19 protein-coding genes are annotated in these 21,773 nt (G+C 60.3%); 3 read left to right on the top strand and 16 right to left on the bottom strand.

Translation table 11 applies throughout. The annotated features are described in order from the left end of the window. Window positions 1–155: 155 nt before the first annotated feature. A complete protein-coding gene (hypB, locus tag ADM64_RS04720; protein WP_049193294.1) occupies window positions 156–974 on the bottom strand; it encodes a hydrogenase nickel incorporation protein HypB in 819 nt (272 codons plus the stop codon). Between the two features lie 16 nt (window positions 975–990). Further along, the gene (locus ADM64_RS04715; protein WP_081636710.1) at window positions 991–1,308 is read right to left on the bottom strand and encodes a hydrogenase maturation nickel metallochaperone HypA; all 318 of its coding nucleotides are present in this window, start codon (window positions 1,306–1,308) and stop codon (window positions 991–993) included. Between the two features lie 76 nt (window positions 1,309–1,384). Here ADM64_RS04715 and hypF point away from each other — a divergent pair, with 76 nt between their 5' ends. After that, entirely contained in the window at window positions 1,385–3,781 is a 2,397-nt protein-coding gene (gene hypF / locus ADM64_RS04710; RefSeq protein ID WP_049193293.1) for a carbamoyltransferase HypF, read from the top strand. Here hypF and hypE read toward each other — a convergent pair. Beyond that, complete coding sequence (gene hypE / locus ADM64_RS04705; RefSeq protein WP_049193292.1) at window positions 3,778–4,920, bottom strand: hydrogenase expression/formation protein HypE; 1,143 nt, start codon at window positions 4,918–4,920, stop codon at window positions 3,778–3,780. The two genes, hypF and hypE, sit on opposite strands and share 4 nt — an antisense overlap. Window positions 4,921–5,043: 123 nt before the next feature. Between hypE and ADM64_RS04700 the strand changes: the two genes are divergently transcribed. Both ADM64_RS04700 and hypD read left to right on the top strand, forming a co-directional pair. Further along, the gene (locus tag ADM64_RS04700) at window positions 5,044–5,313 is read left to right on the top strand and encodes a HypC/HybG/HupF family hydrogenase formation chaperone (RefSeq protein ID WP_049172773.1); all 270 of its coding nucleotides are present in this window, start codon (window positions 5,044–5,046) and stop codon (window positions 5,311–5,313) included. A 16-nt stretch (window positions 5,314–5,329) separates the two neighbouring features. Continuing rightward, window positions 5,330–6,481, top strand: a complete 1,152-nt coding sequence (hypD, locus tag ADM64_RS04695) for a hydrogenase formation protein HypD (protein ID WP_049193290.1) — start codon at window positions 5,330–5,332, stop codon at window positions 6,479–6,481. Here the strand turns inward: hypD and ADM64_RS04690 are convergent, their stop codons facing one another. The 13 genes from ADM64_RS04690 to purN form a co-directional block, all read right to left on the bottom strand. Beyond that, window positions 6,482–7,345 (bottom strand): HpcH/HpaI aldolase/citrate lyase family protein, encoded by an 864-nt coding sequence (locus tag ADM64_RS04690; protein ID WP_049172768.1) that lies wholly within the window; start codon window positions 7,343–7,345, stop codon window positions 6,482–6,484. A 132-nt stretch (window positions 7,346–7,477) separates the two neighbouring features. Beyond that, entirely contained in the window at window positions 7,478–8,686 is a 1,209-nt protein-coding gene (locus ADM64_RS04685; protein ID WP_049172766.1) for an acetyl-CoA C-acetyltransferase, read from the bottom strand. Window positions 8,687–8,744: 58 nt separating this feature from the next. Continuing rightward, a complete protein-coding gene (locus tag ADM64_RS04680) occupies window positions 8,745–9,413 on the bottom strand; it encodes a CoA transferase subunit B (RefSeq protein WP_049193288.1) in 669 nt (222 codons plus the stop codon). Further along, window positions 9,414–10,166 (bottom strand): CoA transferase subunit A, encoded by a 753-nt coding sequence (locus ADM64_RS04675; protein WP_049193287.1) that lies wholly within the window; start codon window positions 10,164–10,166, stop codon window positions 9,414–9,416. It lies immediately after the preceding gene. A 4-nt stretch (window positions 10,167–10,170) separates the two neighbouring features. Beyond that, on the bottom strand, window positions 10,171–11,925 hold the full coding sequence (locus ADM64_RS04670) for an AMP-binding protein (RefSeq protein ID WP_049193285.1): 1,755 nt from the start codon (window positions 11,923–11,925) through the stop codon (window positions 10,171–10,173). Window positions 11,926–12,028: 103 nt separating this feature from the next. Then, a complete protein-coding gene (locus tag ADM64_RS04665; protein WP_049172762.1) occupies window positions 12,029–12,907 on the bottom strand; it encodes an HpcH/HpaI aldolase/citrate lyase family protein in 879 nt (292 codons plus the stop codon). 7 nt (window positions 12,908–12,914) lie between these two features. Beyond that, on the bottom strand, window positions 12,915–13,457 hold the full coding sequence (locus ADM64_RS04660; protein ID WP_049172760.1) for a MaoC family dehydratase: 543 nt from the start codon (window positions 13,455–13,457) through the stop codon (window positions 12,915–12,917). 2 nt (window positions 13,458–13,459) lie between these two features. Continuing rightward, window positions 13,460–14,629, bottom strand: coding sequence for an acyl-CoA dehydrogenase family protein (locus tag ADM64_RS04655; RefSeq protein WP_049193284.1), 1,170 nt, complete (start codon window positions 14,627–14,629; stop codon window positions 13,460–13,462). 62 nt (window positions 14,630–14,691) lie between these two features. Continuing rightward, a complete protein-coding gene (locus ADM64_RS04650; RefSeq protein ID WP_049172756.1) occupies window positions 14,692–16,785 on the bottom strand; it encodes an acetyl-CoA carboxylase biotin carboxylase subunit in 2,094 nt (697 codons plus the stop codon). A gap of 54 nt (window positions 16,786–16,839) precedes the next feature. Further along, window positions 16,840–18,420 carry a carboxyl transferase domain-containing protein gene (locus ADM64_RS04645; protein ID WP_049172754.1) on the bottom strand — a complete coding sequence of 527 codons (1,581 nt, stop codon included), beginning with the start codon at window positions 18,418–18,420 and terminating at the stop codon, window positions 16,840–16,842. Window positions 18,421–18,727: 307 nt separating this feature from the next. After that, complete coding sequence (locus ADM64_RS04640; RefSeq protein WP_016422168.1) at window positions 18,728–19,321, bottom strand: TetR/AcrR family transcriptional regulator; 594 nt, start codon at window positions 19,319–19,321, stop codon at window positions 18,728–18,730. Window positions 19,322–19,520: 199 nt separating this feature from the next. After that, window positions 19,521–21,068, bottom strand: a complete 1,548-nt coding sequence (gene purH, locus ADM64_RS04635) for a bifunctional phosphoribosylaminoimidazolecarboxamide formyltransferase/IMP cyclohydrolase (protein WP_049172751.1) — start codon at window positions 21,066–21,068, stop codon at window positions 19,521–19,523. After that, complete coding sequence (purN, locus tag ADM64_RS04630; protein WP_016422166.1) at window positions 21,065–21,718, bottom strand: phosphoribosylglycinamide formyltransferase; 654 nt, start codon at window positions 21,716–21,718, stop codon at window positions 21,065–21,067. The genes purH and purN overlap by 4 nt, the downstream gene beginning before the upstream one ends. Window positions 21,719–21,773 lie beyond the last annotated feature (55 nt).

The raw sequence follows: 21,773 nt of genomic DNA, 5'->3' as shown, positions 1-21,773 counted from the left end.
CAGGTACAGGTAGTGAACGTGAAAAACCGCCGCAGATTACAGCGGGATATCACCTATCCCCCACTAAGGTGGAGCGAAGCGAGGGGGGGGTAACGGGGCCGTCGTCAAGCATGCTGTGACGCCCCCATTGCTTCACGACGGCCCCCGGCGCGCGCTTAATCAACCAGCGCAGGGTTGACCCAACGGAGCCATTCGTCGATGCCCTCCCCGGTCTTAGCGGAGACCTCAATCACCTTCACGCCTGGATTGACCTTTTCCAGGTTGGCGCGGAAGAGCTCCATGTCGAAGTCAAGGTACGGGGCAAGGTCCATCTTGTTGATAACCACCACCTGTACAGAGCGGAACATCACCGGGTACTTGACCGGCTTATCCTCCCCCTCGGTGATGGAGTAGACCATTGCCTTGCGAGTCTCACCGACCTCAAACTCAGCCGGACAGACAAGGTTTCCCACATTTTCAATCATGACCAGGTCAAGCGTGGACAGATCCAGCCCCTCGAGCGCGCGGGAGACCATCGGGGCGTCCAAGTGGCATTCACCACCGAATCCGTTGCCCGTGTTCAGCAGCGAAATCTGTGCCCCATAACCCTCCAGGCGGTCGGCATCGAGAGCCGTCTCAATATCGCCCTCGATAATGCCGACGCGCAGCTTTCCCTGCGCAGCCGCCAGTGTCTTCTCCAACAGCGCAGTCTTGCCTGAACCCGGGGAGCTCATCAGGTTGATGGCTTCCACGCCATGCTCAGCAAGCAGCTCGCGATTATGCTCCGCGCGGTGGTCGTTCTCGCTGAAGATGTCCTCGAGGATGGTCACGCGTTCCACGCCGGTTTCATAACCCGAGTGGTCGCCGTGGCTAGTGTCATCGGGATCGGCGAGATGAACGTGGTCATGGCCGTGATGGTGGTCATGGTCGTGGTCATGATGATGGTGGTGATGGTGGTGTGCGTCATCGCCGTCATGCCGGTGGAAACGTCCCATGATAAAACCGTCTTTCCTACTTGTGCGTGTCGACGTCGATGTCGACGATTGTGAACTCTTCCCCCGAGATTACGCGTCCCGGCTTTCCACACGTGGGGCACAGCAGGCCGTCGAGTGGCCCCACCTGTTCGCGATGCCCGTGCGCGCATTCGACAACCGCAGGTACCCAGTCAATATCCAATTTCGCGTCCCCCAAACCGGTATCGCGACTGACGAAATCCCACGCGTATGAAAGGGTTTCTGGCACAACCTGCCGTAGAGCGCCTATCCGCAGGTGCACAGTGCGTACAGTTCGACCTTCGGCTGCTCTCGTGACAACCTTCGCTAACTGCATGCTCAACGCTACTTCGTGCACAATCTCCAAACTAGCAGTGCGAACGGACCCGAGCCGCTTACGTAAAGTTGAATGCATGGAAAAGGCAGGCGCGACCGGGGCGGGGATGGGTACGAGCATTCAACGCATTCGCTGGCGTATCGAAGGTATCGTCCAGGGGGTCGGATTCCGCCCTTTTGTCGCCACCATCGCCCGGCGCGCGGGTCTCGTCGGCTTCTGTGGCAACGATGAGCAGGGCGTATTCATCGAGGTAGAAGGCACGTCGGACGCCCTCGCTGCCTTCCGCAGCCAGCTTTTCACCGAACTGCCGGCGCTTGCCCGCATCATCAATCACTCCGCCGAGCACATCGCGACACTGGGCCATGAGCGCGAGTTCACCATCGTGCCCTCTCGCCACAGCTACTCCGGCCGCGCACTGCTTCCGCCCGACACTGCACTGTGCCCGGACTGCCGCCGTGAGTTTTTCGACCCTACCAACCCGCGCTACCTCTACCCTTTCATCTCCTGCACCAACTGCGGACCGCGCCTGTCCATCATCACTGAACTGCCCTACGACCGCCCGCGCACCACTATGGCGGCCTTTCCGATGTGCACCCCGTGCGAGCGCGAGTACACCGACCCCACCGACCGCCGCTATCACGCTCAGCCAATCAGCTGCTTCGACTGTGGCCCGCGTCTGAGCTGGCACGATGCAGGCGGCACCACCACCGCCACCTCCCGCGAGGAGGTTCTCGCGCTCTTTCGTCGCGCACACGCACTGCTTGACGACGGCGCCCTGCTCGCCGTCAAAGGTATTGGTGGTTTTCACCTGGTCTGCGATGCCACCAATGACGCTGCCTGCGAGAAACTACGGATGCGCAAACGTCGACCCGACAAACCGTTGGCGGTAATGGCCCCCACTGTTGACACTGCTGCCCAACTGGTTGAGTTAACTGAGCAGGAGAAGCGTTTCCTCGACTCCCCTGAGGCACCGATTGTGATTGCACCGAAGCAGCGGTCGGGGCCGCTTTCCAATCTCATCGCACCGGGCCTCGACAGCTTCGGGATTATGCTTCCGTACTCAGGCATTCACCTGCTGCTTTGCGATCGCCCGCTCGTGGTCACCAGCGGCAACCTCAGTGGCGAGCCCGTCTGTACCGACAATGCCGACGCGCTGAAGAAGCTCGGTCACATCGCCGACGCTTTCATCCTCCACGACCGCGAAATCCACGTACCCGTTGAAGATTCGGTTTTCATCGGCACCGCCCCATCGCGCCGGTCCCGCGGCTTCGCTCCCGTCCCCGTTTCAATCACGCCCACCGATTCTCGTAGCCACACTGGCCCTGGCCCTGGCCCTGGCACCAGCGCCCGGAGCACGTCCCAACCCACCATTTTCGCGACCGGCGGAGAGCTGAAGAACACTTTCGCTATCGCGCATGGGGACCTCGCTCACGTCTCTGCGCACATTGGCGACATGGGTTCGTGGGCCAGCCAGAAGGCCTACCAGAGAGCAGTTGACCAGCTCCTTTCCATGCGCGATGCGACCCCGAAAATTGTCGTCTGCGATCTTCATCCGGGCTACGCCACTACCACCTTCGCCGAACGCTTCGCCGCCGAGCACGACATCGAACTCCTCGCAGTTCAGCACCACTTCGCACACGCGCTCTCCCTACTCGCGGAGCACCGTCTCCTCTCCCCCAATGCGGGTCGCGCCGTCGTCGCCACCCTCGACGGCACCGGCTATGGCACCGATGGGTCCATCTGGGGCGGCGAGGTTCTCACGCTCAGTCGCAGTTCCGCAAACTGGGAACGCACCTGGCACTGCCCCACTTTCCCGTTGGTCGGTGGAGATCGCGCCGTCACGCACCCGTGGCGGCTCGCCCTCGGTCTCGCTCATGCTTGGGGGCTTGACGACGACCACCTCCTGCGCAATCTCTCCAACGAGCGCGAAGTAGCCCTGGTTAAAAGCCAGTTGGCGACGGGAGTTGGCACAGTGCAAACGTCTTCTCTCGGCCGCATATTCGATGCCGCCGCAGCTCTGCTGCTTCCTCGCTGGCGCGGTGGCGGGGCCATCAGCTACGAGGCGCAAGCGGCCATGGAGTTGGAGGCAGCGGCGACTCGCTACGTGAGGTCACATGCGGAAGCGCTTGAAGCGGTCAGTTCAGAGACCAAGCCAGTGCCCTTCCAGGACGCCATTCGGGAGGCGGTAGCATCGCCTGACGTTGAGCAGGCCGCATTTGTATTTCACGGTGGGGTCGCGGGTGTCGTCGCCAAGCGATTGGTGCAGGCTGCGGAGGAAGCCGGCACCGATGTTGTCGGCATCAGCGGGGGTTGCGCGAATAATGCGCTGTTGATGGAGCTGCTGCGGCGCGAAGTTGCAGCTGAGGGCATTACTCTGTTGCAGCATCAAATTGTGCCGCCGGGCGATGGCGGATTGAGTCTTGGTCAGGCGGTGGCCGGCCGCCTGCTGGCGGCAACGGGCATGGATGTCTAGCAGATGCGCGGCAGCGGGTCGCCGACCAACATGTCCACCATGCGGGTGCCACCGAATCCGGTGACCAGTACCACGGAAGCGGCGGGCTCGTCCTCGATGGAGCCGATATCACAAGCCTCGGAAGCCCCGGCTGCGTGGAGTGCACTGAGCGCTGCCTCGGATTGCTCGGCGGGGACAACGGCGACGAAGGTACCTTCATTGGCGACGTAGAGCGGATCGATGCCAAGCATGTCACAGGCGCCACGGGTCATGTCACGGACTGCAATGGATTCGTCGTCAAGCACGACACCAAGACCGGTGCCGCGGGCGAGCTCGTTGGCGACCGTGCCGAGGCCGCCGCGGGTGGCATCGCGCATCCAGCGAGTGCCGGGTGCAGCTTCAAGTAGCGCTTCGACCAGACCGTTGACAGCGCGGGTATCGGACTCAATAGGCGCGGCCAGAGCCAAGTCGCCGCGGGCGAGCATGACGGCCATGCCGTGATCGGCGATTGGACCGGAGACGAGGATGCGGTCTCCGGCCTCGATGTTTGCGTAGACAGATCCTGCCGTAGCGGCACCGGCGTAGTCGCCGCGGACCACGCCCACCCCGGCCGTGGTGATGTAGACCTGGTCACCTGCGCCCTTCGGCACAACCTTGGTGTCGCCGGCGACGATGCTCACCCCTGCGGCATCGGCAGCGACGCGCATACTCGCCACAATGCGGCGCAGAGTCGCAATCTCCAGCCCCTCTTCCAGAATGAACGATGCGGTCAGCGCCAGGGGCCTGGCTCCAGCTACCGCCAGATCGTTAATCGTGCCGTTGACGGCCAAATCCCCGATGTCGCCGCCCGGGAACTCGATGGGATTGACCACATAGGAGTCGGTGGACATTGCCAACCGCGCCCCACCATGTGCAGAAGCTGCCGCAGCCTCGACGACGGCATCGGCAGCGAACAGCCCGGAGTCGCCACCCTGCCCTAAAATTTCATTGCCATAGGCGTCGAAAAAGACCTGTTCAACCAGAGCTGCGGAGGCCTTTCCACCGGAGCCGTGTTGCAAGGTGACATAATCGTCGAGAAGCCTGAACGGACGTGCCCGAACGCGACCAATATTGGTGTTTACCTTGGCTTCGTTGGTGTTCAGACGATTCTTCGGCTGCATGCTCACTATCCCTAACTTCACAGCTGGTGGCGGACAAAACTGCTTGCGTCACTCGTCCTTCGAAAACGAGGTTCGCTGCCTCTGATGGTAGTCTCGATAAGTATTGCAAACGAGGAGAAGCGTATGTGTCTTGGTGTCCCTGCCGTCATCACAGAAGTCCACGATGCTGCCCGTGCAACAGTGGAAATTGGTGGCGTCGCACGCATGATTTCCACCGATTTACTTGTTGACGAGAACCTCACCGCCGGTGACTGGGTTCTCGTACATGTCGGTTTCGCCATGAGCAAGATCGACGAGGAAGAAGCCAGACTTTCGCTCCAGCAAATCAAACAGCTAGGCGGCGACACTTACGAGGATGAGCTGGAATCCTTCTCATCGTCACAGATCAACTGAGGGGCTGGACGGCACCATGAAATACGTTGACGAATTCCGCGATCCCGCCGCTGCGAAGAAGCTGCTCGCACGCATTGAACGCGAGGCCACCAAGCTGGAGAAGCCCATCGCGCTGATGGAAGTCTGTGGCGGGCACACGCACACCATTTACCGCTACGGCTTGGAAAACCTCCTACCCGAAAACATCGAGCTGATCCACGGACCCGGCTGCCCCGTCTGCGTCATCCCCATGGGTCGCGTCGACGATGCCATTTGGCTGGCACAGCAGGAAGACGTCATTTTCACGACCTTCGGCGACATGATGCGCGTGCCGGGGTCCGAAACGTCGCTGATGCAGGCACGTGCGCGCGGCGCCGATGTGCGCTTTGTCTACTCGCCTCTCGACGCGCTGAAGATCGCCACCGATAACCCCGATAAGCAGGTCGTTTTCTTCGCCGTTGGGTTTGAGACAACCGCCCCGTCGACTGCCGTGACCATTGAGGCCGCGCGCCGGCAGGGAGTGGAAAACTTCTCCGTATTTTCCAACCACGTACTCATCGAGCCGCCACTGCGCGCCATCGTCAACGGCGGCGAAACCAAGGTCGATGGTTTCATCGGCCCAGGTCACGTGGCTACAACCACCGGCACGGACGCCTTTGAGTTCCTGCCGCGCGAGTTTAATCTGCCAGTGGCGGTCACCGGTTTTGAGCCATTGGATGTGCTCCAGGCCGTCGTCATGCTGCTGGATCAATTCGTCAGCGGCGACGTTGCTGCCGGTAAGTCGCGGGTGGACAACCAGTACGCGCGCGTCGTTCGCTCCTCCGGCAACACCACCGCGCAGAAACTTATGGACCGCGTCTTTTCCCTCCGCGACACCTTCGAGTGGCGTGGCCTCGGCTGGATTGAAAACTCCGGCCTCGGCATCTCTGAGGAATACGCGGCATTCGACGCCGAGCGCCGTTTCCAGGTGCCGGGGCGCCGTATCCCAGATCCCGTGACCTGCGAATGCGGCTCTGTGCTCACCGGCCACATCAAGCCCTGGCAGTGCGCGGTCTTCGGCACCGCCTGCACCCCGGCGACCCCCATCGGCACCTGCATGGTCTCCCCCGAAGGCGCTTGTGCGGCGTACTACAACTTCGGCCGCATCGATCGGAAGGTCACCGAGAACCTGGCGAAATCCCGCCGCTAGTTACTCCGTAATTCCCGCACGCGCGAGCGCTGCCACCGCCTGCTTTACGACGGGCGCGTCAATCATCTCGCCATCGAGCTGAAAGGCGCCAGTGTGCGTACCTGCGTGATCGACAATCTTCCGGGCGCGGGCGAGCGTTGCTTCCGACGGCTTATATGCCTTGCGCACCGGCGGCACCATCGCCGGGTGGATGCAGGCCGTAGCCAGGAAACCACAGCCCACGGCATCGAGAGCCTCTAGGTACTGGCCGCGCTCATCGCGAAAGTCAGTATGAACGGCATCAATGGCGGCAATACCCGCCGCAGCTGCATGCACCTGAACGAGTGCACGAGCCAATCGCTGCGGATCGCGGTAGTGGCGACGAGGGTTTTCATCCACACTCTGGCGCGAGGACACGCCACCGAGTTCGGCGGTCAGGTCTTCGGCGCCCCAGAACAGACCCACAACGTCCGGGTGCATGGCAATCTGCTGGATATTAATCATGGCCTGCGGGGTTTCAATCATCGCGATGATCTTCAACCCTTCGAGCTCTGCGGGGATGGAGTCTCGAATCTTGGGCACCATGACGATGTCGTAGTCACATGCACGGGCAAAGGCGACATCCTCCGCGAAGGTCGGAGTCCCGGGACCGGTGATCCGAAGAATAGTCGTCTCCGGGTCGAGCGGATTGTTGATGATGTTCGCACGTGCCTGCTCGTGATTGTCAACGGCAGCGCCGTCTTCCAGGTCAATGATGACCATGTCCGATCGTTCAGCAGCTTTCTGGAAACGTTCCGGACGGTCAGCCGGGGCGAAGAGTAGCGCCGGGCCAGAGGGAAGCCAAGGGAAGGTCTGTTCACCATCGAGGGAGCTAAAGCCTGTCATAGCTCCTAACCTAATTGAAAACTCGAATCACCTTCGCGCAGGGGCTCCCCCAGGAGACAACAAAACCCGCGTTGTGGCATCCATAGAGTGGAAACCACAACGCGGGCTTGCTGAGTTTTCAGCCTTTGGCGATTAGTCGCGGTACAGCAGCAGCGCATCGCCCTGACCGCCGCCACCGCACAGGGACACACCAGCGCGACCCGAACCGCGACGGTTCAGCTCCATCGCAGCGGTCAGAGTCAGGCGGGCACCAGAGCAGCCAATCGGATGGCCGAGGGCAATCGCGCCACCGTGGATGTTGGTCTTCTCCAGCGGGTAGTCCAGCTCACGCAGGGACTTGACGGCCACCGCACCAAATGCCTCGTTGATCTCGATGAAGTCGAGCTCCTGCGCGTCCCACTCAGCGCGACGCAGGGCCTCCTTCAAAGAGTCCGCAGGCTGAGCGTGCAGGGAGTTATCCGGACCTGCGGTCTGGCCAGCCTTGCCCACAACTGCGAGGTAGTCCAGGCCGTGCTTTTCTGCGTAAGCACGCGATGCCAGCACAACTGCTGCGGCACCGTCGGAAATCGGCGAGGAGTTACCGGCAGTGATGGTGCCGTTTTCCTTCAGGAAGACCGGGCGCAGCTTAGCCAGGGTCTCCACCGTGGTCTCCGGGCGAATGCCCTGGTCGGTGTCGACAACTACCGGGTCACCCTTGCGCTGCGGAATCTCGATTGGAGCGATTTCCTGCGCGAAAATACCGTCTTCCTGCGCCTTAGCCGCACGCTGGTGAGAAGCGGCCGCAACCTCGTCCTGCTGCTCGCGGCTAATGCCGAGGTCGCTGTTCGGACCGTCGGTAAGCGTACCCATGGACACACCATCGAAGGAGTCGACCAGACCGTCGCGCTCCAAGGTGTCCTCCAGCTTCAGCGCACCGAAGGACTGGCCCTGACGAACACCGCGTGCAACGTGCGGAGCGTGCGTCATGGACTCCTGACCGCCTGCAACGACGACGTCTGCATCACCGAGACGAATCAAGCGAGCGGCGTGAATGACAGCGTTTAGGCCCGAGAGGCAGACCTTGTTAACGATCTCAGCGGTCGTATTCCATGGCAGACCTGCTTTAATGGCGACCTGTCGAGCCGGGTTCTGGCCAGCACCTGCGAGAATCACCTGGCCCAGAACGACGTGCTGAACCTCTTCCGGGGCAACGCCGGAACGCTGGACAGCGTGCTTGACAGCATGTGCGCCGAGTTCGACGGAAGTCAGCGGTGCCAGCTGGCCGAGCAGCTTGCCCTGCGGGGTGCGGGCACCAGCGAGGATAACGACATCATTCGGGCTGGGAGCTGGAAGGTTACTCATGGATGGATTCTCCTAAGTCAAAACTGATGAGTGTGGACTGACCATGATTGCTGCGTATTTAATTCTCGAGGTCAACCACGTATGCGGCTTCGGTGTTGGCCTCGATATCTGCCAGCGTCACCCCAGGTGCCAGCCTGCGTAGCACCAGGTGATCATCAGCGACATCGAAGCTTCCCAGGTTGCTAATAATCCTTTTCACTACTTTTGCACCTGTGAGGGGCAGTTCGCAGGCTTTTACCAATTTTGGTTTGCCATCTTTGGAAACATGATCGGTCAAAACCACCACTCGAGGGGTACCAGCGACCAAGTCCATCGCACCGCCCATGCCCTTGACCATCTTTCCCGGAATCATCCAATTGGCCAGGTCACCGCACTGGCTCACCTCCATCACACCCAACACGGCCATTTTCACGGCACCGCCGCGAATCATGCCGAAGCTGGTGGCGGAGTCGAAGATTGCCGCGCCCGGCACCAATGTCACGGTCTGCTTCCCCGCATTGATGAGGTCAGCATCCTCTTCACCTTCATATGGGAAGGCACCCATTCCCAGAATTCCGTTTTCGCTCTGCAGCAGAACGCGCACACCTTCGGGAATATGGTTTGCCACCAGTGTCGGAATGCCGATGCCCAGATTCACATAGTCGCCATCGCGCAGCTCTTCAGCGGCCTGCTGTGCCATCTCGTCACGGCTCCAGCCCTTGTCCATAATTGTCTTCGCAGGTGCCATTTAAATCTCCTCCCCTGCTGCCGCGTCACCGGCATCGTGGCTGGAATCGGTATTGCGTGGCCGAGTTGTGCGCTTTTCAATGAGCTTCTCGCGTCCGTCACCGCGAACGATGTGCTGGATATACACACCCGGAGTCATCACCAGATCCGGGTCGATCTCGCCGCGGCCAAGCAAGTGCTCCACCTCTGCAACGGTCACCTTGCCGGATGCTGCGCACAGCGGGTTGAAGTTCTGCGCGGTCCGGCGATAGACAAGGTTGCCGTCAATATCGCCGTGGTAGGCGTGCACCAGGCCGATGTCGGCAACGATGCCACGCTCCTGCACGTAGGTCTGTCCGTCGAAGTCGGCGTGGGGCTTGCCCTCCGCAACGAGCGTGCCGACGCCGGTTGCGGTGTAGAACGCGGGAATACCTGCGCCCCCTGCGCGAAGTCGCTCTGCCAGCGTTCCCTGAGGAGTGAACTCCACCTCGATTTCTCCTTCGAGGTACTGGCGGGCAAACTCCTTGTTCTCGCCGACATAGGAAGCCACGACCTTTGCCACCTGCTTGTTCTCCAGCAGAATGCCGAGCCCAGTGCCGTCAATGCCCATGTTGTTGGACACGATGGTGAGGTCTTTTGCCCCGGAGTCGCGCACGCCCTCGATGAGGGTATATGGCACACCACACAAGCCAAAGCCGCCGACTGCCAGGGTCATTCCATCAGTGACGAGGCCTGCGACAAGCTCGCGGCCGGTCTGATCAGTTGTTTTTGACATTGTTCTACACCCAGCCCAGGATTCGCGGAGCCATCTCACGCATCTCGACCTTGCGAACCTTGCCCGACGCGGTCATCGGGAACTCCTCGACGACGTGGACGTAGCGCGGAATCTTGTGACGCGACAGCTTGCCGTGGGCAAAGGCCGCCACATCGTCAGCGGTGAGGTCTTCCACATCGTCGTGCAGAATTACCCATGCCATGATCTCTTCGCCGTACTTGTCATCCGGCACGCCGATGACCTGTGCATCGACAACAGCCGGGTGGGTGAACAGGAACTCTTCAATCTCGCGCGGGTAGATGTTCTCACCACCGCGGATGAGCATGTCCTTAATACGTCCGGTGATGGACAGGTAGCCCTCGTCGTCAAGTACACCCAAGTCGCCGGTGTGCATCCAACCGTCGGTGTCGATGGCCTCGGCGGTCTTTTCCGGGTGCTCCCAGTACTCCTTCATAACGGAGTAACCGCGAACGACAACCTCGCCCTGTTCACCTCGCGGCAGCGTCTCGCCCGTTTCTTCACAAATGATGCGGGCTTCCAAGTGCGGCATGATCTGGCCGACGGTGTTGACGCGCTTTTCCAGCGGGGAATCCGCGCGGGTCTGGAAGGACACCGGCGAAGTCTCGGTCATGCCGTAACAGATGGCAATCTCACGCATATTGAGCTTGTCCATCACATCACGCATGGTCTTCGACGGGCACGAGGTACCTGCCATCACACCTGTGCGCAGCAGCGACAGGTCGTAAGGGGAGCCGTATTCCTCCTGGTCGTGGGCTTCTTCAAGCTCATTGATGAACATCGTCGGCACGCCGTAGAGGCTGGTGGCCTTGGCCGAGTGCACAGCCTTGAGTGTTTCACGCGCCTTAAACGACGGGGCCGGGATGACAATAGCGGCACCGTGGGTGAAGGCGGCGAAGGTGCCAATCACCATGCCGAAGGTGTGGAAGAACGGCACCGGCACACAGATGCGGTCGGTCTCGGTGTAGCCCAACAGCTCACCGATGAAGTATCCATTGTTCAGCAGGTTGCGGTGCGTTAGCGTAGCGCCCTTGGGAAAGCCTGTCGTGCCCGAGGTGAACTGGATGTTGATTGGATCATCCGGCTTCAGCTGGGAGGTGTACTCGCTCAGGTCGTCGATTTCGCTGTGCATGTGCTCGTACCATTCGGACGAACCGAAGTAAATGACCTTGTCCAAGCGCACACCGCGCTGCTTGGAGGCCTCAATCAGCATGGTTCGGTAATCGGAGTCCTTGTAGCGGCGAGCGGCAAACACCATACGCACACCTGCCTTTTCCAGCACGTAGTTCAGTTCGTGCTGGCGGTAAGCCGGGTTGATGTTGACCAGCACCAGGCCGATGTGGTGGCAGGCGTACTGCACCACGGTCCACTCCCAGCGGTTGGTGGACCAAATGCCGATGCGGTCTCCTGGACGGTAGCCCTCCCGGATGAAAGCGCTGGCCAGGCGCAGAACCCGGTTATAGAAACGCTCAAAGGTAAAGGAGACATCCGCGTAGACGTCAACGACGGCGTCGCGGGAAGGAAATTTCTCCACAATCGCACGCAGGTTCTCACCGAGGGTCTCATCGCGAAGTGGAGCGGCGCCTTGCTCGACACCGGCGCCGAACACGTGGCTCATCTTGTTGCCATCGGCATCGACAACATCCTTGCCGTATGGTGCCGGCACAGTGGTGAAGCCCTCCGGCAGCTTCGAAGGATCAGCAGTGCGCTGTTCTGCGTGGTTCTTCAATGTCGCGGTCATGGGGAGATCTCCTTGGTTTAAGTGACTCCGCAGAGTGCGGAGTGTGTGAGAGGAAAATGTGTTCTTTAGGGGGATAAATCAGTGGTCGTTACCGGCCGTGGGACTAACCGGTTACAGCAGCTCGCCGAGCAATGGCTTCTGCTTGACGGAAGAGCGGCGCATCCACCATCTGGCCGTCAAAGCTGAAGGCACCGGTGTTCTTTTCCGCTTCCGCCAAGAGCCGACGCGCCCAATCAATCTCCTCGTCGCTGGGGCGGTAAGCCTTGCGGATTGTCGGGACCTGACCGGGGTGGATACAGACGGTGGCGGCAAATCCCAACGCAGCGGCATCTGCGGCCTCCGCAGCTAGCCCATTTGCGTCGGAGATATTGACGTAGATGGAATCCAGACTGGCCTTACCGTGCGCCGCTGCAGCCAGGTGAACGTGGCTGCGGGTATGTACCGCCACACTGCGGTAGCTACCCGCATGGATACGGCCCGGCGCGAGTGCAGCCTCTGCTTCGCTAAAGCGTGATGACGTTCCCGCCAATCCCGCCACCAGGTCCTCTGCGCCCCAGAACAGTGCAACGACACCATCGGCCTGCGCCAGCTCTTCGGCGCGCATGACCCCAAGCGGAGTTTCAATAAGGGCAATGACCTGGGTCTTCTCCCCCAGTGCCGCTACCAACTCATCCACTTGCTGAGCCGAGGAAGCCTTGGGCAGCATCACCTGGCGGAAAGCGGTGCCACGCAGCATGTCAATATCCGCTGCGTAGTCCTCAACCTCCGGTGGATTGACACGCACAATCGTGCGGGCCGGGTCGAGGTCACAGGAGGCGATATCCTCGCGGGCAGCCTCACGGTTTTCTGCGCGACAGCCGTCCTCCAGGTCCAGAATCACCATGTCGGCACGGTCAGCAGCTTTAGCGAATCGTTCCGGCCTGTCTGCCGGCGCAAACAGAATTGCAGGGCCCAGCGGCTGCCAGGATTTATGCGTAGACATGAGCCACTCACTTCCCCGCTGAAGCTGCGTTCTCGGAGCCGTCGTCAAGCGAAGTCGGTGCGCATTGGACGAGCGTGGACCGGACGGCGCGGCAGACGATCGTGCCGTCCTGATTGCGACCGATGTGCTCGAGCTCGACAATGCCCTGGTTGGGGCGAGACTTGGACCGACGCTTGTTACGGCAGACGGTCTCTGCATACAGGGTGTCGCCGTGGAACATCGGTGCGGGAAACGCCACTTCGGTGAAGCCGAGGTTGGCGACGATGGTGCCGAGCGTCAGCTGCCCGACGGACAGCCCGACAACCGTCGACAGCGTCCACATGGAGTTGACCAGACGCTCGCCGCCGAATCCCGGCTGCTGGCTCGACCAGTGCGCATCCAGATGCAGTGGCTGGGTGTTCATGGTCAGCGTCGTGAAGAGGACGTCATCGGTTTCAGTGACGGTTCGCCCCGGACGGTGCAGGTAGCGCGCGCCGACCTCGTACTCTTCGAACCACAGTCCGCGCTGGACGACGTCGTGGGTGACTTCGGTTGCGTTGTTGTCAGCCATTTTTACAGCCCCAATCCACGTGCGATCAGCATGAGCTGAACTTCGGTGGTGCCCTCGCCAATCTCCAGAATCTTGGAGTCGCGGTAGTGACGTGCCACGCGGTACTCGTTCATGAATCCGTAGCCACCGAAAATCTGTGTCGCGTCGCGCGCGTTGTCCATCGCTGCCTCGGAGGCGATCATCTTGGCGATGTACGCTTCACGACGGAAATCTGCGCCCGCGGCCATCTTTGCGGCTGCGTCGTACCACGCCATGCGTGCGGCATGCGCACGCGCTTCCATTCGTGCGATCTTGAAGGAAACAGCCTGATACTCGCCAATTGCACGGCCCATGGACTGACGTTCCTTGGCGTGACGGACCGACTCATCGACACAGCCCTGGGCGGCACCGGTGGCAAGCGCTGCAATCGCGACTCGGCCCTCCGCCAAGATGGACAGGAAGTTAGCGAAGCCGCGTCCACGGGTGCCCAGCAGGTTCTCCTGGGGGACGCGGACATCGGTGAAGGTCAGTGGGTGGGTGTCGGAGGCATTCCAACCGACCTTGTCGTAAGCCGGTTCCGCGACAAAGCCCTCCGTGCCACTCGGGACGATGATGGTAGAAATCTCCTTCTTTCCATCGTCCTTCTGGCCGGTGACTGCGGTGACAGTAACCAGCGAAGTAATATCCGTGCCGGAGTTGGTGATGAACTGCTTGGCACCGTTGATGACGAAATCATCGCCGTCTTCACGGGCGTTGGTGCGGGTGGCACCGGCGTCGGAACCTGCATCCGGCTCGGTGAGACCAAAACCGGCGAGCTTCTTACCAGCAGTCAGCTCGGGCAGGTAGGTCTCCTTCTGCTTGTCATTGCCGAAGTGGAAGATCGGCATGGCACCTAGGCCAACGCCCGCTTCCAGGGTGATAGCGACCGACTGATCGACCTTAGCCAGCTCCTCCAGAGCGATACCGAAGGACAGGTAGTCGCCGCCCATTCCACCGACTTCCTCAGGGAATGGCAGACCGAACAGGCCCATTTCTCCCATCTGCGAGACAATCTCGTACGGGAAGGTGTGGTTGCGGTCGTGCTCGGCGGAAACCGGATCGACAACTTCGTTGGCAAATTCGCGAACTACTTTCTGCAGTTCCACGTATTCGTCGTCGAGGATGGCGGTTGCAATCTTGGTGCTTTCGGACATGATGAGTGCTCCTTAAAGATTTTGTAGGTGTAGGACCTGATTGGTGCGTTTTGTGTGGGCTTTTATTCTTCGGCTTCGGCCACGGTGATGACGGCCAGCTGCTGGTCACCGGCGACCTGATCGCCCGGCGCGACGGTGAAGCTAACCTCACCTGCAATTTCGGCAGTGAGAGTGTGCTCCATCTTCATGGCCTCCATGACCAACAGAGCCTCACCAGCTTCGACGCGGGCTCCCTCCTCCACCGCCAACGCGATAATCGCGCCGGGCATCGGAGCTTGGATGACGCCAGAGCCGCCTGCATCGGCTTCGGCACCGGTGGTGACTACCTCGGTGCGGGGCAATACCCAGGTGCCGTGGGCACCGGCGACGACGTACTCTTCGTGGTTCGCCGACCCCGCATTGTCGATGGTCTCGACCAGGAAGTGCTGTGCGACTCCGTCGCGGACGATGCGCAGATGTTCCCCGTCGCGAAAGACCGAAACTTTGTAATTTCGCGGTTCTGGAACGTCGATATCTTCGTTCTCCGCTTCGGCCGACAGACCTGCGACTACGTCACCGACAACGACGTCAGCACTCGCCGGGGTGCCCACAATCGAGATCAGACGCGAGTCCTCCCCTGCCCCAAAGCGAATGCGCTGCGCGGCAGGCGCACTGGCACGCCAGCCATCCGGGGTCAGCCACGGTGAGTCGGTGGCTTGTTCAAAGCGGGAAGTCAGCCAGTCCATCGCAGCGGCGAGGTAGACATCGTCCGGTGTTTCGGAGGTGGCGAAGCCTTCCGCCACGCGGTCGAGCAGACCGGTATCAAGATCGCCGGCGCGAACCTCGGGGACGTTCAGCAGGTAGCGACAAAAGTCGATATTGACTCCGACACCTGCGACAACGGTGTCTCCGAGCGCTCGGTCCAACCGCTCGAGCGCCTGCTCACGGTTTTCCCCATGGGAGATGATCTTCATCAACATCGGGTCATAGAGAGATGAGACCTCGGAACCGTCGACAATGCCGGAATCCACCCGGATTCCCGCCCCGCTCGGCTCGACGACACGTGTGACCGTGCCACCGGTGGGCAGGAATCCCGCCGCCGGGTCTTCGGCATACACGCGAGCTTCAATCGAGTGACCGGTGAGAGTTACATCTTCCTGAGCAACCGGCAGTGGGCGTCCCGAGGCAATGTCAACCTGCAGCGCCACCAGATCCAGGCCGGTGACCTGCTCAGTCACGGGGTGCTCAACCTGCAGGCGCGTATTCATCTCCATGAAGAAGAACGACGACGGGTCCTTCGCCGGCACAATGAACTCCACCGTGCCCGCGCCGACGTAGCCGACCGAGCGGGCCGCGTCACAGGCCGCTTCACCAATTGCGCTGCGCGTTTCCTCATCCAGCAGAGGGCTCGGTGCTTCCTCGATGACCTTCTGATGGCGTCGCTGCAGCGAGCACTCACGCTCGCCCAAGTGGATTACATTGCCGTGTTTATCTGCGAGAATCTGCACCTCGATATGCCGCGGGGTGTCGACGAAGTGCTCGATGAACAGGGAGTCATCGCCGAAGGCACCCGCCGCTTCACGACGGGCCGTCGCGAGCGCAGCCGGCAGGTCAGCAGCGTTTTCCACGCGGTGCATCCCCTTGCCGCCACCGCCTGCCGACGGCTTAATCAGTACCGGAAAGCCAATCGATGGGGCTGCCTCAATGAGGTCCTCGTCGCTAAGCCCGGGGCGAGACAGACCCGGCACGGTGGGAACATCGCGGGCTTCGACGGCAGCGCGGGCGGAGATTTTGTCACCCATGGTGTTGATGGCACTGGCCGGTGGGCCAATGAATTCAATACCTGCTTCCTCACAGGCGGTCGCGAAGTCTGCGTTTTCAGACAGAAAGCCGTAACCGGGGTGGATTCCGTCTGCGTCGCAGCGGCGAGCGGCATCGATAATCTTGTCGATAACCAGGTAGGACTCACGTGCCGGAGATGGGCCAATGTGGATGGCCATATCCGCCATGCGGACGTGAGGGGCGTCGGCATCGGCATCCGAGTAGACCGCGACGGAGCGAATTCCGTTGTCACGAAGGGTTCGAATAATGCGGCAGGCAATCTCCCCGCGGTTTGCGACCAATACGGTACTCAGGCTGCCGCCAGCTGCGTGGGGCTGCGTGTTGTGCGCTGTCATGTGCCCTGTGTTTCCTTTCCAGAAAATGCGGTGTCGAGAGTTTTTAGCTGGTTACTACATGCGGAAGACGCCGAAGCCCTGTTCATCCAGGGGCGCGCCACTTGCCACATCGAGGGCCATGCCAAGAATTCGGCGGGTATCTGCGGGATCGATGACACCGTCATCCCACAGGCGAGCCGATGAGTAATAGCAGTGCGACTGGCGCTCAAACTGCTCGCGGATCGGAGCTTCAAACTCCTCCTGCTCTTCCTGCGACCAGCTCTCACCTGAGCGTTCAATCTGGTTGCGACGAACCGTCGACAGCGTCATCGCCGCCTGTGGACCGCCCATGACGGAAATGCGAGCATTCGGCCACATCCAGAGGAAGCGCGGCGAATATGCGCGACCGCACATGGAGTAGTTGCCGGCGCCGAAGGCACCACCGATGACTACGGTGAACTTGGGCACGCGGGTGGTAGCCACGGCGTTGACCATCTTGGCGCCGTGCTTTGCGATACCGCCGGCCTCGTATTCGCGACCAACCATGAAGCCCGTGGTGTTCTGCAGGAATACCAGTGGGATGCCGCGCTGATCACACAGCTCGATGAAGTGCGCGCCCTTCTGCGCAGATTCCGCGAAGAGAATGCCGTTGTTGGCGATAATGCCGACGCGGTGGCCGTGGATGCGGGCGAAAGCAGTGACCAGGGTCGTACCAAATTCGGCCTTAAACTCCTGGTATTGACCTCCATCCACAATAATTTCAATAACCTCGTGAACGTCGTAAGGCACTTTGGCATCGACGGGGACGACATCGTAAAGATCGGTCTGGTTGCGAGTCGGCGAGACGGTGGATTCTGTGTCCCACGGAACTTCCGGGTCCTTGGGGAGCGTTGCGACGATATCGCGGACACGACGCAGTGCGTCGGCATCGTTAACCGCGAGGTGGTCAGTAACGCCGGAGGTCTTGGAGTGCAGTTCGCCGCCACCGAGTTCCTCTGGTGTGACATCTTCACCAGTTGCAGCCTTAACCAGTGGCGGGCCTGCCAGGAAGATGGTGCCCTGGTTTTTCACAATGACCGCTTCATCGCTCATCGCCGGCACATAGGCGCCACCGGCGGTACAGGATCCCATCACGGCGGCAATCTGCGGAATCCCGCGAGCGGAAAGGTTGGCCTGGTTGTAGAAAATGCGACCGAAATGATCGCGATCAGGGAAAACTTCATCCTGGTTGAGAAGCATGGCCCCGCCGGAGTCGACCAGGTAAATGCACGGCAAGTGGTTAAGGCTGGCAATCTCCTGTGCGCGCAGGTGCTTCTTGACAGTCAACGGGTAGTACGTTCCGCCGGAAACGGTTGCGTCATTGGCTACAACCAGGCAGCGACGACCTTCGATGATGCCAATGCCGGCGATGACGCCAGCAGCCGGAACCTTGCCGCCATACATTTCGTGGGCCGCTAGCGGTGCGACCTCAAGGAAAGGGCTGCCGGGGTCAAGCAGTTGGTTGATGCGCTGACGTGGCAGCAGCTTACCGCGGGAAATATGGCGAGCACGGGCACGTTCGGAACCACCGCGTGCTGTTGTGCTAAGCAGCTCTTTGAGCTCTGCGACGAGCTCTTCGTGGCGCTGTCGGTTGGTCAATGCTGGAGCGTGAGTCATGGGCGAAATACTTTCCGTTAATGACTATTAACTTTCTTGACGAAAAGATTAATGTGACCCCAGTCACCTCACAACAAATTTTGTTTCTTAGACCACACTTTCACCCCCGGAAGTCTTTTATGCAGCTTGAAATACACACCTCTCCCCGAGGTCGCAACATGTTTCCAATAGAGATTTATGTTTCCCCTAGAAATCTGTTTCGGGGGTGAATTCAACTGAATGTGAGCGCCCTGCACCGCACAACAAAGCCGCCTGACCTCACACTGCTGAGCACAGTGAGGCCAGACGGCAGAAGAATGAATACGGATTATTGGTTGTTAATGCCCAGCGCAGCGAGGGCCATCTCAAAGGCATTTTCCCTTGTCGCCTCGGGGCCCGCCCATTTGAGCACATGCCTGGAAGAGTTAATCAACCCAGCGGTGAGCTGGACTTTAAGCTGCGCCTCGTCGGAGGTGAGTTCGGGCTGTAGTTCACGCAGAGCGTCCACCCATAAGACCATGTAAAGACGCTGCAAGGAACGCACTTTTGCGCTCTGCTCTGGCGCCAGATTTCCCCCTTCGCGCTCTTGGACACGAATGCGATCGGGCTCCGTGACTGCAAAATGCACGTGATGCGCAAGGAGGCCCCGAAGAGTCTCCTCTGGCTCCCAATCATTGCTCTTTGCTCGATCGAGAACTGCTCGCGCACCATCGACAAGTCGGATAGAAATATCGATGAGGATCTGCGCCAACAGCTCTTCCTTGCCGCTGAAGTAACGGTAAAGAGCTGGGCCAGAAATGCCGACAGCGGAGCCAACATCCTCCAACCGAGTCTGATGAAACCCTCGGTCGGCCAGGATCGCAGCAGCAGCGGAGAGAATCTCTGCTTCTCGACGCCGTCGCGCTTCGGTTCTACGTGACATAAGCCCTTATGTTAAACGCATTGGAGCCATTTCGTCTGCATAATTATCACCAGCGCCTGCCCTCAGCGTGTGTTCACATAGACCACGGCTCGACAACAGACACACATCCTCGCCCACAGGTCCCCACACGTCCGGGTAGAGAAAAACCGCCGAGGTGACAGTTAGCACCGCGGCGGTTAGCCCCTAATCCAGTAAGGAATTAGTGGAAGAAGTGACGAGTACCTGTCATGTACATGGTGACGCCAGCTTCCTTGGCAGCAGCTATGACCTCTTCGTCACGGATGGAACCACCTGGCTGGACAACTGCCTTCACACCGGCATCAATCAGGACCTGCAGACCGTCAGCGAACGGGAAGAAGGCATCGGACGCAGCGTAGGCCCCCTGAGTACGGTTTTCTCCGTCGGCAAGCGTATTTGCGCGCTCAACGGCGAGCTTTGCGGAGTCCACGCGGTTGACCTGGCCCATGCCGACGCCGACGGTGGCGTTGTTCTTGGACAGCAGGATGGCGTTGGACTTCACAGCGCGGACGGAGCGCCATGCAAACTCGAGCTCAGCCAGCTCTTCAGCATTCAATGCCTCGCCGGTGGCCAGCTCCCAGTTCTCCGGCTTATCACCCTCTGCCTGGTAAGTATCCGGATCCTGGGTGAGCAGACCACCCGAGATAAACTTGTTCTCGGTTGTCGGTGCTTCGTACTCGGCGACGAGAATACGCAGATTCTTCTTGGCCTTCAGCACCTCAACGGCACCGTCTTCGTAGGACGGAGCGACGATGACCTCGGTGAAGATGTCCTTGACCTGTTCGGCCATCTCAACGGAGACCTCGCGGTTGACGGCAATGACACCGCCGAATGCGGACATCGGGTCACATGAGTGAGCTGCGCGGTGAGCTGCGGCGATGGACTCATCCGAGACTGCGATGCCGCACGGGTTAGCGTGCTTGATGATTGCCACACACGGGCGCTCGTGATCCCAGGCGGCACGCCATGCGGCGTCGGCATCCTGGTAGTTGTTGTACGACATCTCCTTGCCGTTCAGCTGCTTGGCGTTTGCCAGCCCCTTGGTACCAATGCGGGTCAGAGTTGCCGACTGGTGAGAGTTCTCGCCGTAGCGCAGCGGAGTCGGAGTGGATCCCTCAGCGCCACCGAGCTGCTCAACAAACCAGTTGGACACAGCTGCGTCGTAATCAGCGGTGTGCAGGAATGCGTCGCGAGCGAACTCACGGCGCTGCTCGAGGGTGAAGCCGCCTTCCTTCACGGCGGTAGCGACATCGCCGTAACGAGCCGGGTCGACGACGATGGCAACCGACGGGTGGTTCTTCGCCGCAGCGCGAACCATCGACGGGCCTCCAATGTCGATCTGCTCCACGCATTCGTCGTAGGAAGCGCCCGAGGCAACGGTCTCCCGGAACGGGTACAGGTTAACGACAACGAGCTGGAAAGCCTCCACACCGAGCTCCTTCAGCTGAGCCAGGTGGTCTTCCTTGCGGGTATCAGCCAGAATGCCGGCGTGAACACGCGGGTGCAGCGTCTTCACGCGGCCCTCGAGGCACTCCGGGAAACCAGTGAGATCCTCAACCGGGGTCACAGGCACGCCAGCTGCAGCAATCTTGCCAGCCGTGGAACCGGTGGAAACGATTTCCACGCCAGCCTCGTGCAGGTCGCGAGCCAGCTCCTCGAGCCCAGTCTTGTCGTAGACGCTAATCAGAGCGCGCTTGATCGGTTTACGCTGCGTGTTGTCGTTGGTCATTTCAGATAAGCCTTTCGTCCGTCACGCTCAATTCCGTGATCGGCAATCGAGTGCAATACATCAACCAGGAGTCGGCGTTCGACAACCTTGATTCGTTCGTGCAGGGTCTCCACCGTGTCGTCGTCCTCGACGGCCACTGGCTGTTGCGCCAGAATCGGCCCGGTGTCCACTCCATTATCAACGATATGCACGGTCGTGCCGGTGACCTTCACCCCGTAGTCAAGTGCATCCGGTACCGCACGCGCCCCTGGGAAGGACGGCAGCAGCGCTGGGTGCGTATTAATGATGCGATTGCTGTAGGCCTCCACAAATGATGGCCCCAGAATGCGCATGAAACCCGCCGAGACAACGATATCCGGCGAAAAACTGTTCACGGCCTCTAAAACACGAATATCCCAACCTTCTCGGTCCTTCTTTGCCTCAGCATCGAAAGGCACCCGAAAAGTTGGGATATTGAGGTTTTGAGCCCTCTCCAGCGCCGGACAATCCTTGTCCGAACCAACCGCGACAATCTGAACCTTTTCAGCGTCCAGCAGTTCCAGCATCGACTGCAAAAGGGAGCCCAGGCCAGAGGCCAGGACTACGATGCGGAGCTGCTTGCTGGAGGAATTATTGTGCGAAATTTCTGCGACGGGCTGTGCTTCAGTCACGGCGTTTAGCTTACCCAGCCCGGCAGAGACCCCAAATTCCGCTCCCCCTAAGTTG

Source organism: Corynebacterium sp. 401_CJEI, from assembly GCF_001076435.1.
Taxonomy (GTDB): Bacteria; Actinomycetota; Actinomycetes; order Mycobacteriales; family Mycobacteriaceae; genus Corynebacterium; species Corynebacterium jeikeium_D.
Note: the sequence above shows the minus strand (reverse complement) of the source record. Positions and strands in the feature narration are given on the sequence as shown.